The sequence below is a fragment of the Hungatella sp. L36 genome (assembly GCF_014288035.1).
The window spans coordinates 58766-74535 of sequence record NZ_JACOPC010000006.1; the positions used below are offsets into that span (position 1 = coordinate 58766).

Sequence of the window (15770 nt, forward strand, 5' to 3'; positions counted from 1 at the left end):
CGGTTGTAAGGGGGACTTTCCTATTAAACTACTGGATGCCGGCGATTTTCAAAAGCTTGCTTACCTTCTCAGTTGGCTGAGCACCTGTTGCTAACCACTTCTTAGCGGACTCTTCGTTGAACTTGATTACGCTCGGATCTGTGTTCGGATCGTAATAACCAACCTCTTCAATGAACTTGCCATCTCTTGGGGATCTGGAATCTGCAACTACAATTCTATAGAAAGGAGCCTTCTTCTGTCCCATTCTCTTTAATCTCATCTTTACTGCCATGTGATTCACCTCCTTGAATATTTGTGTTTTCGCATACTGCGTATCTATAGTCAATGCAGTAAAACTGCCTTGCTAACTTCTCTGATCCAATTAAAACGGCATCTTGAACTTGCCGAATAATCCGCCCTTCTTCTTACCGCCGCCCATCATGCCGGGAAGCTGCTTCATCATCTTCTTCATCTGGTCGAACTGCTTAACGATCCGGTTGACTTCACTGATATCAACACCGGCGCCTCTGGCGACCCTCTGTTTTCTGGAAGCGTTCTTCATGAGGTCCGGATTCGTCCGTTCCTTGTCCGTCATAGACAGGATGATGGCTTCCACGCGGTCCATGGCCTTTTCGTCCACTTCCACGTCCTTCATCTGTCCCATACCAGGCATCATGTTCATAATGCTCGACATGCCGCCCATCTTTTTGATCTGGTTCATCTGATCCAGGAAATCGTTGTAATCAAATTCGGCCTTCCGCAGCTTCTGAGACAGCTCTTTCGCCTTCTCCTCATCCACCTGGCTCTCCGCCTTCTCGATCAGAGAAAGGATATCGCCCATTCCGAGGATTCTCGAAGCCATACGGTCCGGATAAAACTGCTCCAAATCGGACAGCTTTTCTCCCATACCGATGTACAGAATCGGCTTTCCGGTTACAGACCGGATCGAAAGTGCCGCGCCGCCTCTGGTATCGCCATCCAGCTTGGTTAAGATAACTCCGTCAATACCGATCTTGTCATTGAACATACCGGCCACATTGACCGCGTCCTGACCTGTCATGGCATCGACTACAAGAATCGTCTGATGAACCTCCACGGCTTCCTTAATCTCCACCAGCTCGTTCATCATGTCTTCATCGATATGAAGACGTCCGGCCGTATCCAGGATTACTACATTCTGATCGTTCTTTGACGCATGTTCCACCGCCGCCTTCGCGATGTCCGCAGGCTTGTGGTTTTCTCCCATGGAGAACACCGGAACGCCCTGCTTCTCACCGTTGATCTGCAGCTGCTTAATGGCAGCCGGCCGGTAGACGTCACACGCCGCCAGAAGAGGTTTTCTTCCCTTGGCCTTTAATTTGCCGGCTATCTTGGCTGTGGTCGTGGTTTTACCCGCGCCCTGGAGACCTGCCATCATGATGATCGTGATCTCATTCGCCGGTTTTAAGTGAATCTCAGTGGTCTCGGAACCCATCAGCTTGACAAGCTCCTCGTTCACTATCTTTATTACCATCTGTCCCGGAGTTAAGCTGTTCATGACATCCTGTCCAACCGCCCGCTCCTGTACAGCGCTGATAAACTGTTTTACTACCCGGAAGCTTACGTCGGCCTCTAACAGAGCCATCTTCACTTCCTTTAAGGCTGCCTTTACGTCCGCTTCTGTCAAGCGTCCCTTGCCCCTTAAATTTTTAAATACATTCTGTAATTTATCGGATAAGCTCTCAAAAGCCATCTAATGTCCTCCTGATCTACCCTTTCTAATGAGCCTCCAGGTCGATGATTTCGCCCGATATCTCTTCGATGCGCCGGAGCAGATTCCTGTCGCCCGTTCTGGAAAATTCTCCTGCCAGACTCTGGATCTCTCTGGCCAGACGTTTCGTATTTCCGAATTTTTCCATCAAATGAAGTTTCTCTTCATAATCTTCCAGAATCCTGTCACACCGCTTCACCAGGTCATGGACTCCCTGACGGCTGATGCCCTGTTCCTCCGCGATCTCGCTTAAGGATAAGTCATACAGCACCACGTCCTCGTAAACCTGTCTCTGGTGTTCTGTCAGAAGCGCGCCGTAAAAATCATACAGCAGGCCCTGTCTTGCAATCTTTTCCATATCATCACCTGTGCTATCATACACTACTTTTTTATGGGTGTCAAGTATTTTTTCTTTACACCCTGTTTTTTTCTTTACGCCCCGCGCAACAGCCTTTATGGCTGATTTCTGATCACGCGTCCCACGTAACAATCACTGGAAACGGAGTGGATATACCATTTAGGAGTGTCTCCGAACAACCGTCTGATTTCCGGTATCACGGTTTCCTCCCATAAGCAGAGAATCCGTTTTAAATCCTCTGCGTACAATTCCAGATCCGTTAAGGAGCGGCAGATCCTGTCTCGAAAAAGCATCTGGCTGATCGAAAAATTATAACCTGCGCAGTCCAGGGCCACCTGGAGATGATTCTTCTGAAACCAGGGCCGCACGTTAAGTGCAAAATTCCCATGCTCTGTAATCTTTCCAAAATCACAGAGGCCGCCAATATCCGGATGTCTCCAGATGTATCCCATGTTTTCCAGAACTTTTTTGAAAAACCGGCTGCAGGGCGGAACTTTAAAACCAGCTTCCTCTACCTCGGAGGCACAGAGGTATGCGCCCATCCCATAAGGAATACGGCTGGGCATGGAAAGCCGGCCAAACTCCCTGCTCCGCTCCTCCAGAAACCGGTTCATTTCCATAGACGCCTGACAGATACGCTCCATTCTCTCAGGAGAAAAACAGCAGACCATCTGCCGCAGCCCTGCCTGTCCGCCGTACCGTTTCACAAATCGGCAGACTATCTCATCCGCTCTGGACAGGCCATTGGGGGAAATGCCCTCCATACCGGACGGCGGAGTTACCTCAAACCGCAGATGAACCGGATTGCAGGAGGTTCCCCAGTCGAAACGCCGGTCAAGAACGATGCAGTCGGACTGGTAATACGTACAGTCCGCACTGTAATTATTTCCAACGGAATCCAGCGCACAGTCTGCATCTGCCAGCAGGTCCGAAAGCGCCGGGACAGGATTCGTGTTTCCGAACCACGGAATGGAATCCAGAATGACAGCCGCGCTGTAAAACGAATACGGCCTCGGAATCTTCTTCGTCACCGCAGTAAACAGCTCCGGAGTCAGCTCTTCATCCGTTTCCGGAATCCGGTATGCCAGTCCTTTTACAGCCGGGAAATTAGACGTAGTCGTGATATGCGGTTTTGCTAAACCACCCGGCCTTAAATACTTACCTGTCTGCGGAAATGCTTTCCCCATCTTTCCTGTGGCCGTCCGTGCAAAGACAGGGGCAGCCGTGTCCGGCACATCCTGAAACGCAAACATCATCCGCCCGGGAGCGAGCCCCTGTTCCTCCAGGAATTCCAGAAGGCACTTCACCGTCTCCTGATAGGGGACCTGTTTTTTTAAATCCACTGTCACAGACAGAAACGTCCGTATCTGGTCCTGCTTCGCCATCACAGAGCCTCCCGCCTTATTCTGCCAGGGCCGCATCATAGGCCCTCTTCGTCTTTTCGTCAAACAATACCCATAAAATCAGATCGAAGGCATCCGGATACTCTTCAATCCGGCGTCTCACTTCCCTCACCGCCGTCACCGCCGCCAGATCCACAGGGAAACGGTAAATTCCGGTGGAGATGGACGGAAATGCAATCCTTCTGATTCCGTTCTGTTTCGCCACTTCCAGGGAGGTTCTGTAACAGGATGCCAGAAGCTCGGCTTCCCCTTTCGATCCCCCGTTCCAGACCGGTCCCACCGTGTGAATAATATGGCCGCAGGAAAGGCGGTATCCACGCGTAAGCTTCGCCTGTCCCGTCTTACAGCCGCCCAGCAGCCTGCACTCGAACAAAAGATCCTTTCCGGCCGCCCGATGGATCGCTCCATCCACGCCTCCGCCTCCCAGAAGAGACGAATTGGCTGCATTGACAATCGCATCCAGGCCTTCCACCTTCGTAATATCCCCCAGCATGGTCGTGACTTCCGTATTCGCCGTCATGTGCGCCTCCTTCTATTCCTTCACCGGCAGCGTCACAAGCCGCCAGGAATACACGGTATTTCCATGGGCGCTTAAGGGTCTGGCCTCCTTTTCACTGTAGAGCGGATCCATGCATAAGTAGCCATCGTCACCGCTTCCCAGCAGCAGCACCCAGTGCCAGTATCCGTCTCCCAGATTCTTAACCCTGACAAGCGGATACTGCTGTTGATCCAGAGCCGCCTCAATCGCCTGTTCATCTACCGTTTTATAAACCGTTACCGTGGCTTCCGGATATACGGAAGAGATATTTCCCCAGATTACGTCCCCGGATGCGTTGTAAACGCCCTGTTCCGTAAAGAGCCGGTTCAGCTCTCCCGGTGTCACGGACTCTCCATACAGATCAAAAAGTGTGGCCAGACAGGTAACGAGACAGCCGGAGCTGCCCATGGTAAAGCGGGATTCTCCCAGCGGGTCAGCCGCCCACTCCTCATCCTTTTGCAGATAATAGACCGCCTCCGGCAGCGGATGTACCTTTGTGCTCTGAATCGTTGTGCCTTCCCCGCCTCCGCCTCTGTGCCTCCATACCAGAAGTGCTGCCGCAGCCAGGACGAGAATGGCCGCGCCGGTCAGTATCCATATTATTTTCTTTCGTCTGTCCATTCTATTCTCCTGAGCATGAAATACTCATCGCTCTCCTACCACGCGGCACGGAAGCCCCGTCATGCCCTTAAAACGCACAGGGAACGTATAAATGGTGGCCTCCGCGGCCATTTCTCCCTCCAGGAGCCTGGATAAACCGCATAAATTCTCCACCACAAAGGTATTCCGGTCCGCGCAGTACTGATCCTTCGGCGTATGTTCCGCACCGCGCCGGATTCCTGCGCAGTCGATACCGATGATGGATACGCCCCGGTCCAGCAGCCGGTCGATCAGTTCATCCGAAAGCTGCGGATGCTCCTTAAAGTAAACCGGGGTTCCATATCCGGTCCGCTCCAGAAATCCTGTGAAAAATGCCACAAACATTCCCGCCTCCACCCGGTCCAGGAAGATATCTCCGGACTCGATATCACGGCCGGAGATCTGGCTGACATCGAAGACCAGTCCTTTTCGCTTCACGTATTCCAGCGGAAACTCCCGGTCCATCACATCAAAATGAGTCCCAAGATGACCCGTCAGCGCCTTCTTCTCATTGCCCTGGGCATCCGCCGCAGCCTTTGGCGTGACTTCCACCGTCAAATCAATCAGCATGTGCAGTTCCTCCCTGTCCATATTTTCCCGTCAGATCTGCCGGGAACTTCTCTGCAAGAAACTTCTTTATAAGATGGTACAGTTTTCTGCTGTGCACCACATAGCTGCCGTGGTTTTCCCCCGGAAGAATGACGAGTCGGCTGTCCGGTATCTTCGAAGCCAGATAGCGGGTATGCTCTTCCTTGATCATATCGTTCTCTCCGGCCAGAATAAGCACCGGCTCTGCAATCCGTTTTAACTCTTCCTCTGTGATCTGCGGCTCCACCAACATCATCCGGATCTTCGGATCCCTGTCGAAATGGCTGATCAGGCGGAACAGCTGAAACCATTTTTCCTTTATTCCCTGTGGATAGGCATTGCCGCCGCAGAGAATCAGCTTCGACAGCAGGCCGGGATTCTGCTCAGCCACCAGCATTCCGATGATCGCACCGTCGCTGAAGCCGCAGAACACCGGTTTTCGGATGTCCAGCTTCCGAATGAACGAAGCCACATCGTCCGCCATGTTCTGATAGCCCAGCGTCTCCACCGCCGAGCTCTTTCCGTGCCCCCGCGAATCCAGGGCGTAAACGGTATAATCGCAGCTTAGCAGCGCGGCTGTCTCATCAAAAATGGAATGATCTTCCCCATTCCCGTGAACGAGGATCACGGCCGGACCATGGCCCGAAACGCGGTAATATAATTTGACGCCATTGACATGTAGTTCCATCTGATCCCCTCCTCTTTCTATATGATAGCATGTCTGAAAAAATACTCCGCTTATCCCCTGGCCGGAACGATCTCAATCCAGTATCCATCCGGATCGCTGATAAAATAGATTCCCATACCCGTATTTTCAAAGCAGATAACGCCCATTGCTTTGTGTTTCTCATAGAGCGCGTCGAACTCATCCGTGGCAAACGCCAGGTGGAACTCACATTCTCCTAAATCGTACGGTTCCTTCCTGTCCGTCAAATACGTCAGTTCCAGTGTGAAATCACTTTTGCCGTCTCCTAAGTAAACCAGTTTAAAGGAACCGTCGGAGGCCTCCTTCTCACGAACCGGCATGAGGCCCAATGCCTCTTTATAGAATGCAAGACTCTTTTCCAGATCGAGAACGTTGAAGTTAAAATGGTTAAATGCTGTCATATTCTTTTCTCCTTATCCTATTGATTCTGTCTTTCCTGTGCATGTTTTTCCAATCCCGCAATTCTTCCGGCGAAAAAGCCTCTGCGGGATAAAATCAGTATATCACACGAAGCTATTATTCTCTATATATTTGCGCCCATTATTTCAGATTTCAGATTGGACTGCACAACAAAAGCCGTCCCCGGAAGGCTTTTACCCCTGTCCGTCTGACGGCTATAGAAACAAATGCTCCAATTTCAGTTCATGTATCAGGTTCACAATTTCCTTTGTTCTCGTGCAGTTGAATTTTCTCAGCAGGCTCTTGATCTGAGTCTTTACCGTAACCAGTTCAACAACACGAAGTTCGGCAATCTGCCCCACTTTGTAATTCTGCAGCAGCAGGCGCACCAGTTCCCGTTCGACAGGAGTCAGCTGTCCTACATTGGTAATGAAAAACAACAGGCTCTGCTCGCTTCGCCTCAGCCTGGAATACTCGCTCATCAGCATTTTCTGAATTTTGGCCTCCATCACCGGCTTACCGGAAAAGGCACTGCGTATGTGGAAAAGCAGTTCTTCATCCGGGCATCCCTTGACGATATAATCCACAGCTCCAGCCCCCATCGCCGTGTAGATCATCTGATTCGTGTCATGGGCCGTCAAAAATATAATCTGTGCCTCCGGCTTTTCATTCCGTATCTGTTCGGCCGCCTCAATTCCGGAAGTCAAATACTCCATCTCTATATCCATCAGAATCAGATCAAATTCCATCTTCCGCGCCAGCTTTACAATCTCTTCTTTTCCGCCGGCACTGCCTGCTGCCTCCATGTCCTCCTGAGAATCAAGGAATTCACAGAGGTCTTCACGAAGGAGGTCAAAATCCTCTGCGACCAGAATTCTTATTTTCCTTTCCACGGCTTCCACCTCTCTTTCCTGTATCTTCCGTTCCGTAGCTTGGCAGCATGATAAAAAAACTGGTACCCGTCTCCGGATGGCTTTCGATCCTAAGGGTGCCGTAGTGGCTCTTTACAATATTCCGTACATAATAGAGGCCCATCCCCCAGTTATAGCTCGTATTTTTGCTGGTATAAAACGGTTCATAGATCTTCAGCCGGTCGGTTCTGGAAATCCCCTTTCCGTTATCATGAACCTCCAGCACGGTATAAAGGCGCTGTCTCCGGATTGTCAGCCGCAGATCTGCCACAGACTCTCGTCCGGCTTCCGCGATCGCCTCCTGCCCGTTGCAGAGCAGATTATAGACCGCCTCGGCCAGGTGCTCCTTATCTGCCAGTATCAGCCCCTCATCGCAGAGCGCTACTGCGGCAGCCCTGTCCGGATATTTTTGATGAAAACGGCCCATGGCCGCCTCCGCAATCTCACGCACGGAGACAGGTGTCAGCAGAATGGAGTTTGTGCGGATAGCGCGGTACAAATCTTCCATCCGTGTCACCATCGACTCATTGAGCTGATTCAGCTGGGCCGCAACACCCCTGATTTTTTCCAGATCCGGAGAATCCTCCTTAAGCGCCTGCCCCAGTTTCTTATTCAGAATCCGGTTTGCCAGCAGCTGGTTCTTCATACTGTGCACAAACACAGAGGCCCCAAGGCTCGTCTGATCAAATCTGCTCTGCAGCGATACGGTTTCCCGGTTCTCCGCAGAACGGATACGGGGAGAGCTTTCCTTATCCTGATGATAGGTAATCTGTGTATAGCGCAAAAGATTGACGGAACCCAATATGACAAAAAATACAGAGCAGAGAATCAGAGCCGCCCAGGAGATGGAATACATGATTCCCGCCGTATAGCTTCCCCGCCAGATCCACAAAAACTCCAGGCTGTAATACTGGTAAATCTGCGCGGGGTCCTGTAATCCATAGATAATATACAGGAATGCCATACTGATATACGAAAGCAGGATATACCGGAAGTTCTTCTTAAAATACGGAATGGAAATACTGCGGTACTCATGAAGCAGCAGACAGAGCGCCAGCAGAAGGCAGGCCATAATCCACACCATCGCCATCACTCCCATGAAGCGCTGCAGCTTCCACCGCCCCCTCACTCCCATCCGAAAGACTGCCGGATAATAATAGACCAGCCAGATCACCACAAAGTAAACCAGAACCCTTAATTTTCTGATGTGTCTGCGCACCAGGGTGCTCATGGAGTAGTTCAGGGCAATCAGGAGCAGAACGCAGGGAAAGCAGCACCTTCCCACTGCTGCTGCATAGCCCTGCACGTCAAGGGTAATGGGAAGGTACTGCAAATACTGCTGAATATTCGGAAGCAGAAACAAAAGAATCTGCTGGTTCCGCGAGAAGCCGCCGATCTTGGCCGTATAGATCACGATTCCCGCGAGCATGGAGATAAAGCTTCCGCACAGCGCCAGAATAAGAAGAGATATCTTATCCCGGCGCAGCCCTACGACAATCAGTGCTACCGCGCCAATTAAGGCCATCATAATGATTAGCATCGTTTATTCTCCGTTTACTTATGCAGGGATTCGTACGCTTCTTTGGCAAACTGAGGGCAGAACCATTCCTCTACCGGCACGGTTTTCTCCACCTTGCCGTCCTGTACATATAAATTCTGAAGCGCATCATACCATTTTGCCGCCGTTTTGTCGGTCATAACCTGGTAACAGTAATCCGCATCGAACAGATCGATGTCGTTCATCTCCGCCACAACACCATCGAGCGGCGCATCGATAAACTCAGCTACGTTTTCCGCCGTTTCCTCCGGGTGTTCCTTGCGGTAGTCCATCGCCTTCAGCATGGCCCTTGAAAATCGTACCATGACATCCGGATGCGCGTCCATATATTTAGGCGTTACCACCCAGTGGCCCGGGAATGCAAACTGGTCTCTGAAATCGCCGATCGTGGTCAGTCTTACAACATTCTCTTCCCCCATGGTCTTTCGAACTTCACTGGTCTGCGGCGGCCAGAGTGTACAGGCGTCCACCTTCTTGGCCACAATTGCAGCCACCATGCCAGCTGCGTCCATATTGACGATTCTGACATCATCACGGCTTAAGCCTGCTTTCTCCAAAGCCAGCTTTAAGACCGTTTCCCCCGATGTCCCCGGCGCTGTGGCAATGGTTTTTCCCTTTAAATCCTCCAGCGATGTGATGCCGGATTCCTTATACGTTAAAAGTTCATCTCCATTTCCCAAAAACTCCGTCAAAAAGACATTTACCTGACGCTGTACGGCCAAAAACGTGGCGCCGTGGCCAATATAACCGATATCCACATCTCCGGCCACCATGGCAGCAATCTCCTGCGGACCAGCCGTAAATTTAACCGGCTCCACTATGAGCCCTTCTTCTTCAAAAAAGCCGTTCTTCTCCGCGGTGATATAAAGGTTGTTTCCCCCAAAATTCGGATGGTACGCGACTCTCAGCTTTACCGTCTCCGGTTTTGCTGTTTCCTGGCCTTTTGCCGCTTCTGCAGCGGCTGCTTCTGTCGTCGGATTCGCTTCTGCCTGCTGCTTTGCCTCTGTCATTGCTTCCGGCGCCTTCGTCTCCGCATTCTGCTGCGGTCCGCCATTTCCGGAGCATCCCGCCAGTAATCCGCAGAGCATCACGGTCAGAAGACCGATTGGTAATTTTTTCATATTCTTTCCTCCTTCTCCATCTTAGCTTTCTCGTGAATTGTTGTAAACCCTTATTTCCGTACTTCCAAAAATTCCCTGTACACCTGTCCCCAGACATGAACCTTTAAATCCAGAAATTCCTTCGTCATCTTCGTTTCCTGCGTTCTTGGATAGGGAATATTTACCGGCACAATTTCCTTAACCCGTCCGGGACGGGCGCTCATGATAACCACCCGCTGGGCCAGTATAATCGCCTCCTCCACATCGTGTGTGATAAAAAAGCAGGTCTTCTTCTCCTTCTCCCACGTCTCCAGCAGTTCCGTCTGGAGCTGTGTTCTGGTCTGGGCGTCAAGCGCTCCAAACGGCTCGTCCATTAAAAGGATCTCCGGATTCACCGCGTAGGCCCTGGCAATCGCCACCCGCTGCTTCATCCCCCCTGACAGTTCCTTGGGATAGCTGTCTCCAAACTCCTCCAGGCCTACCAGCCGGATATATTTATCAGCAATCTCAGACAGTTCCGGCTCCTTCACACCTCTTAACTTCAATCCGAATTTGACATTCTTTTTTACGGTCAGCCACGGGAACAGCGCGTACTGCTGGAAGATAACGCCCCGCTCGCTCCCCGGATTTACCACCTCTTTTCCCTTCACACAGACCCGGCCTGACGTCGGTCTTTCCAGGCCCGCGATGATATTCAAAAGCGTCGATTTTCCACAGCCGGAGGGGCCTACCACGCAGACGAATTCATTTTCTCTGATCTCCATGTCCACGCCGTTTAGGGCCACTACCTCGCCGCTCCTGCCCTGATAGATTTTCTCCACATGATCAATCTTTACAATCACGTCGCCTGATGAGTTTCCTGCCATCCTGTCAGCCACCTTTCCAGAATATGTACGATCTTGTTAAGCACCAGACCGATGATTCCAATCACCATGATTCCCATGATAACAACGTCCATCCGGAAATACATGCTGGCTTCCTGAATCATTGTCCCCAGCCCCTTGCTGGCTCCCGTCAGTTCCGAAGCGATCAGTGTGGTAAGCCCGGCAGAAAGACCGAGGCGTATAGCGGTCAGCACAAACGGAAACGACGCCGGTACCACGACATGGAAGAAGATATCCCTGTCGTTAGCCCCCAGAACTCTGGCCGCCTTTACCAGTGTGGAATCGACATTTTTAACTCCCTGGTAAATCGTAATTACCATGACGAGAAATGTAGCAATGAAAATCACCATAATTTTGGAGGACTCGTCCACACCAAGCGCTACGATAACCAGCGGAATATAGGCAATCGGCGGAATCGTCCGGATGAACTGCACCACAGGCTCAAGCAGATACTGCACAGTCTTATACCAGCCCATCAGGAATGCAATGGGAACAGCGGCGGCCAGTCCCAGTAAAAAACCGGTGATGACCCGGAACAGGCTGTAACCGATATGAACCCAGATTGCCCCGCTTTTCGCCATGGTGATAAATGCCATCAGCGTCTTTTTCGGAGAGGCGAACACGGCTCCCGCCTCCGACACGGAGATCAGCTGCCAAACCATCAGGCACATAATCAGGGAAATGAGAGACCAGACCCTCTTGTTTTTTATTTTGATCCATTTCATGGCCGCTCCTCCTTTAATAGCACGGAGCTATGGCATTGGGAGAGCAGACGATGGCGGCGTTCGGATGATTCTGCAGCAGGGAAGCCGGAAAACCGGATGACACGGTGCCGCATCCAGCCCGTCTGATTGCCCCGGAATGCCAGTCCCTGAAGCAGTAAACGCTGACCTTATCTGCACACAGCATCTCTCTCATACCGACCGTGATTCCATAAAACGGAATGTCCTCCATCGCTCCGTTCACACCGGTGGAAGCCTTGATCGTCCTGGTGGTTTCCGATATTCTCACAACTCTGGTAGGCAGTTTTGCAAATTCCTCCGTGCTTACATCCGCAGGCTCATTGAAGCCCAGATGACCGTTGATGCCGAATCCCGCAAAACAGATATCCACTCCCCCCAGAGCTTCAATCAAATCAGGTATTCTCTCCAGCCAGCCGGGATCCGGGTATATCCTCTGTTCTTCCGGCATCACCAGGCCCTTGTCGATTTTCGAATACAGGACCTGATTCATCTTCCGCCTCAGCGAATGGATGTTGTCCAGTCCCACCAGTCCGCCGTCGCTGTCCAGCCAGTCATCCATGGTAATCAGCCATACCTTCTTTAAGCTGATTCTCCTGGTGTTGACCAGGTCCACAAAAACGGGATACTGCCCGGTCGGTCCGAACGGAATGATAAACACCGTCCGTTTTCCCTGACGGTTGTTGTCCTCAATCTTCTCCGCCATCTCCAGTGCCATGCGGCTGAATACGGATGTCTGGTCCTCCAGACAGGTGATCGGTATTCTGGAAATCCTTCTCACTTCTTCTGCCGGAATACGATACTCTTCCCATTGCTTCATAAGCTTTCCCCCTCTCTTTTCATGTCTTAAGCATACCACCTGCCTTCTCTTCCTCACAGTATGATTTTTTTTCATACTTTTATGGTAATCCTGTGAAAACCCAACGAATTATATGTGCAAAAAGAAAAAGGAAACAGCAAGAGCGTTTTTCTCTGCCATTTCCTTTAGGGTAACTATAAGAAACGCAGCTGGTGTGCGGTTCCGAAAACCGGCCACATCTGCTGCGTTATATCATGATCTCTTTACTTTTTATCCTTCGGAACAATCGCTTCCATTCCGCCCATATACGGTCTTAAAAGCTCCGGAATTCTTACGCTTCCGTCCGCCTGTAAGTTGTTCTCTAAAAATGCGATCAGCATTCTCGGCGGTGCCACTACCGTGTTGTTTAAGGTGTGGGCGAAATACTTTCTTCCGTCCTCCCCATTGACACGGATCTTAAGCCTTCTGGCCTGGGCGTCGCCCAAGTTAGAACAGCTTCCCACCTCGAAGTACTTCTTCTGGCGCGGGGACCATGCCTCCACGTCCACGGACTTCACCTTTAAATCAGCGAGGTCACCGGAGCAGCACTCTAAAGTTCTGACCGGAATATCCAGGGAACGGAATAAATCCACCGTGTTCTGCCATAACTTATCGTACCATTCCATGCTCTCCTCCGGCTTGCAGACAACGATCATCTCCTGCTTCTCAAACTGATGGATGCGGTAGACGCCGCGCTCCTCCAGGCCATGGGCGCCCTTCTCCTTGCGGAAGCACGGAGAATAGCTGGTAAGTGTCTTCGGAAGGGATTCCTCCGGAATAATGGTATCAATAAACTTTCCGATCATGGAATGCTCGCTGGTACCGATAAGGTATAAATCCTCACCCTCGATCTTATACATCATGGCGTCCATCTCAGCAAAGCTCATAACGCCGGTCACTACCTCGCTGCGGATCATGAACGGCGGTACACAGTACGTAAAGCCGCGGTCGATCATGAAGTCACGTGCATAGGAGATTACGGAGGAGTGAAGCCTTGCAATATCACCCATCAGATAGTAGAAACCGTTGCCCGCTACCTTTCTGGCACTGTCCAAATCGATTCCGTCAAAGCGCTCCATGATGTCGGTGTGATACGGTATCTCGAAATCCGGTACCACCGGTTCGCCATATCTCTGCACTTCCACGTTCTCGCTGTCGTCTTTTCCAATCGGTACGCTGGGATCAATGATGTTCGGGATGGTCATCATGATCTTTTTGATCTTCTCGTCCAGCTCCCGTTCTTTTTCCTCCAGCTCTGCCAGATGGTCGGAAGCCGCTGTCACCTGCTTCTTAAGCTCTTCGGCCTCTTCTCTCTTTCCCTGGCCCATCAGCCCGCCAATCTGCTTGGAAAGTTTATTACGTTCCGCTCTGAGCGCATCGCCTTCCTGCTTTGCGGCGCGGTTTAACTCGTCCAGTTCAATAACCTCATCCACCAGCGGCAGCTTGTTATCCTGAAATTTATTCCTGATATTCTGTTTTACAGCCTCAGGATTTTCTCTTACAAACTTTAAATCTAACATGGTATTCCTCCTGGTTTCTCCTCAATATGATAATCTGCCGTTGATTATACTACAAATTACAGTGAAAGAAAAGCCCCTTATTTCCATTTTATCAATTCCGACAGCACTTCCTCAAAGCATACCCCGTTCTGAACCGGAACATTTAACTCCTCCGATTTTAGAATACAGCGCTTTACAAACCGTGCCGCCTTCTTCGCCGCATCGGTCAGCGAAGCGCCTTTTACCGCCTCCGCCGCCACGATGGCCGAGAACACATCCCCTGTGCCCGGCCGTTCCCGTCCGACCCGCATCGAACGGCAGAACGCGCCTTCCTTCCCCCGCTCTGCGATGACATTGGTCAGATACGCACCTTCCTTCACTCCCGTTATGATGACTCCGGAAGGTCCCATCTCCCGGATCTCCTCCGCCATCGCTAAAAGCTCCGTCCTGTGCCAGCCTTCGTCCCGGTATTCCCGGCCTGTCAGAATGCATGCCTCGGTCAGATTCGGCGTGACGATATCACCCAGGCACACCAGCTCCTTCATGCGGCTGCACATGGCCGGCGTGTAGGTCTGATACGCCTTTCCGTGGTCTCCCATGATCGGATCGATCACCACCAGCGTATCCTTTCCCTGAAACTGCCGGATCATGGACATGACAATCCCGATCTGTGCCTCCGAACCGAGAAAGCCGCTGAAAATACCGTCGAACTCCAGCCCCAGTTCCGTCCATTTTTCTAAATAAAGCCCCATCTTATCCGTATAATCGTCAAAGAAATACACCGGAAATCCGGTGTGATTAGAGAGAATGGAGGTGGGAACCGGACAGCACTGAACCTTCAGCGCCGACAAAATGGGAATAGCCACTGTCAGCGAACAGCGGCCATATCCCGATAAATCATTAATTACTGCAATTTTTTTCTGATGTCTTTCTGATATCATATCCGTAAAATTCCTCCCATTCCTGACCGGAGAAGCGCGTTCCGCAGCGGCATGTAGATGACGACGGAAGCGATGGCCGACGTCACCGCGTTGATGGTGGTCGAGGTCACATTCCATACGAGCGCCAGCTCCGCGGCCGGTTTTCCCAGGATCAGCAGCTTGTAGTAGTATCCCACAAGCGGATCGAAAATAACATTGAAAAGCAGTCCGCCAACAGAAGCGATCAGGACCCATTTGAAAATGTGTTTCTGATCATGGGATTCATTGATCTTTCCTATTCTGTGAGCAAGGAAACCGGTAATCAGGCCGATACACAGCTTCAAAATAAAAGTCTTAGGCGCATAGACCACATACACCGGATCGAATAAGTCGCCGATCGTCATACCGATGGCTCCGCCCAGGCCGCCGTATACGCCGCCCAGTAAAAGCGCTCCCAGCACACAGACCGCATTTCCCAAATGAATGGAAGTCGCGTCTCCTCCCGGAAGCGTAATTTTAAACTGCAGGAACGTGAAGACCACGTACGACATGGCCGCGAATAATCCGGTCATGGCAATTTTGCTGATTTTACTGTCTGTTCTGTTCATTTCTTTTTCCTCCCTTGATGCCAATGCTTTCTTGTCCCCTATCTTAGCATGAGGGTGGAGTGATATAAATATCCAGTTTTGTTTTTTTAGGCCATACCAGTTTAGTAATTACAGTTCACGGTACCACAGGCCTCCGCTTTCCGGTCTGCCCCGGCTGGCTCATGTGGCCTTTCCTGTGACTTTGCAGGGTATTAGCAATTCTTAACGCGCGGGATTTTTCGTTCAGGGGAAATGCCCACTTGTCTGAGCGCAGCGAGTTTGGGCATTTTCTCTGGTTTTTAGAAAAATTCTGCACGTTTAGAAGGGCTTATGCCCGAAACCGGAACTGGAAAGGCCGCATGAGCCAGCCGGG

General features: G+C 51.1%; 18 protein-coding genes. All 18 read right to left on the bottom strand.

The genetic code is table 11. From position 1 onward, the window contains the following. Nucleotides 1-28 precede the first annotated feature (28 nt). The gene (gene rpsP, locus H8S80_RS15875) at nucleotides 29-271 is read right to left on the bottom strand and encodes a 30S ribosomal protein S16 (protein ID WP_002603963.1); all 243 of its coding nucleotides are present in this window, start codon (nucleotides 269-271) and stop codon (nucleotides 29-31) included. A 90-nt stretch (nucleotides 272-361) separates the two neighbouring features. Further along, a complete protein-coding gene (ffh, locus tag H8S80_RS15880) occupies nucleotides 362-1711 on the bottom strand; it encodes a signal recognition particle protein (protein WP_002603962.1) in 1350 nt (449 codons plus the stop codon). A gap of 25 nt (nucleotides 1712-1736) precedes the next feature. Next, the gene (ylxM, locus tag H8S80_RS15885; protein WP_002603961.1) at nucleotides 1737-2087 is read right to left on the bottom strand and encodes a YlxM family DNA-binding protein; all 351 of its coding nucleotides are present in this window, start codon (nucleotides 2085-2087) and stop codon (nucleotides 1737-1739) included. Nucleotides 2088-2182: 95 nt separating this feature from the next. After that, a complete protein-coding gene (locus H8S80_RS15890; RefSeq protein WP_147338567.1) occupies nucleotides 2183-3472 on the bottom strand; it encodes a hypothetical protein in 1290 nt (429 codons plus the stop codon). 16 nt (nucleotides 3473-3488) lie between these two features. Further along, a complete protein-coding gene (locus tag H8S80_RS15895) occupies nucleotides 3489-4010 on the bottom strand; it encodes an O-acetyl-ADP-ribose deacetylase (protein WP_025529305.1) in 522 nt (173 codons plus the stop codon). Between the two features lie 12 nt (nucleotides 4011-4022). Next, on the bottom strand, nucleotides 4023-4649 hold the full coding sequence (locus tag H8S80_RS15900) for a hypothetical protein (RefSeq protein WP_117633317.1): 627 nt from the start codon (nucleotides 4647-4649) through the stop codon (nucleotides 4023-4025). Between the two features lie 24 nt (nucleotides 4650-4673). Beyond that, entirely contained in the window at nucleotides 4674-5237 is a 564-nt protein-coding gene (locus H8S80_RS15905; RefSeq protein WP_025529303.1) for a cyclase family protein, read from the bottom strand. Then, complete coding sequence (locus H8S80_RS15910) at nucleotides 5227-5943, bottom strand: alpha/beta fold hydrolase (RefSeq protein ID WP_117633316.1); 717 nt, start codon at nucleotides 5941-5943, stop codon at nucleotides 5227-5229. Before H8S80_RS15910 ends, H8S80_RS15905 begins: the two co-directional genes overlap by 11 nt. A 50-nt stretch (nucleotides 5944-5993) precedes the next feature. Continuing rightward, complete coding sequence (locus H8S80_RS15915; RefSeq protein WP_117633315.1) at nucleotides 5994-6362, bottom strand: VOC family protein; 369 nt, start codon at nucleotides 6360-6362, stop codon at nucleotides 5994-5996. Nucleotides 6363-6575: 213 nt separating this feature from the next. Continuing rightward, nucleotides 6576-7253, bottom strand: coding sequence for a response regulator transcription factor (locus tag H8S80_RS15920; protein WP_002603954.1), 678 nt, complete (start codon nucleotides 7251-7253; stop codon nucleotides 6576-6578). After that, entirely contained in the window at nucleotides 7213-8811 is a 1599-nt protein-coding gene (locus H8S80_RS15925) for a sensor histidine kinase (protein ID WP_117633314.1), read from the bottom strand. The genes H8S80_RS15920 and H8S80_RS15925 overlap by 41 nt, the downstream gene beginning before the upstream one ends. Before the next feature lie 14 nt (nucleotides 8812-8825). Next, entirely contained in the window at nucleotides 8826-9950 is a 1125-nt protein-coding gene (locus H8S80_RS15930) for an ABC transporter substrate-binding protein (RefSeq protein WP_117633313.1), read from the bottom strand. Between the two features lie 50 nt (nucleotides 9951-10000). Then, nucleotides 10001-10795 (bottom strand): ABC transporter ATP-binding protein, encoded by a 795-nt coding sequence (locus tag H8S80_RS15935; protein ID WP_117633312.1) that lies wholly within the window; start codon nucleotides 10793-10795, stop codon nucleotides 10001-10003. Then, a complete protein-coding gene (locus H8S80_RS15940) occupies nucleotides 10768-11538 on the bottom strand; it encodes an ABC transporter permease (protein ID WP_025529298.1) in 771 nt (256 codons plus the stop codon). The genes H8S80_RS15935 and H8S80_RS15940 overlap by 28 nt, the downstream gene beginning before the upstream one ends. A 13-nt stretch (nucleotides 11539-11551) precedes the next feature. After that, nucleotides 11552-12373 carry a sugar phosphate isomerase family gene (locus H8S80_RS15945; RefSeq protein WP_117633311.1) on the bottom strand — a complete coding sequence of 274 codons (822 nt, stop codon included), beginning with the start codon at nucleotides 12371-12373 and terminating at the stop codon, nucleotides 11552-11554. Between the two features lie 242 nt (nucleotides 12374-12615). Then, entirely contained in the window at nucleotides 12616-13911 is a 1296-nt protein-coding gene (gene serS, locus H8S80_RS15950) for a serine--tRNA ligase (RefSeq protein ID WP_002603948.1), read from the bottom strand. Nucleotides 13912-13988: 77 nt separating this feature from the next. Next, complete coding sequence (locus H8S80_RS15955; RefSeq protein ID WP_038258613.1) at nucleotides 13989-14828, bottom strand: pyridoxamine kinase; 840 nt, start codon at nucleotides 14826-14828, stop codon at nucleotides 13989-13991. Further along, a complete protein-coding gene (locus tag H8S80_RS15960; protein WP_002603946.1) occupies nucleotides 14828-15418 on the bottom strand; it encodes an ECF transporter S component in 591 nt (196 codons plus the stop codon). Before H8S80_RS15960 ends, H8S80_RS15955 begins: the two co-directional genes overlap by 1 nt. Nucleotides 15419-15770 lie beyond the last annotated feature (352 nt).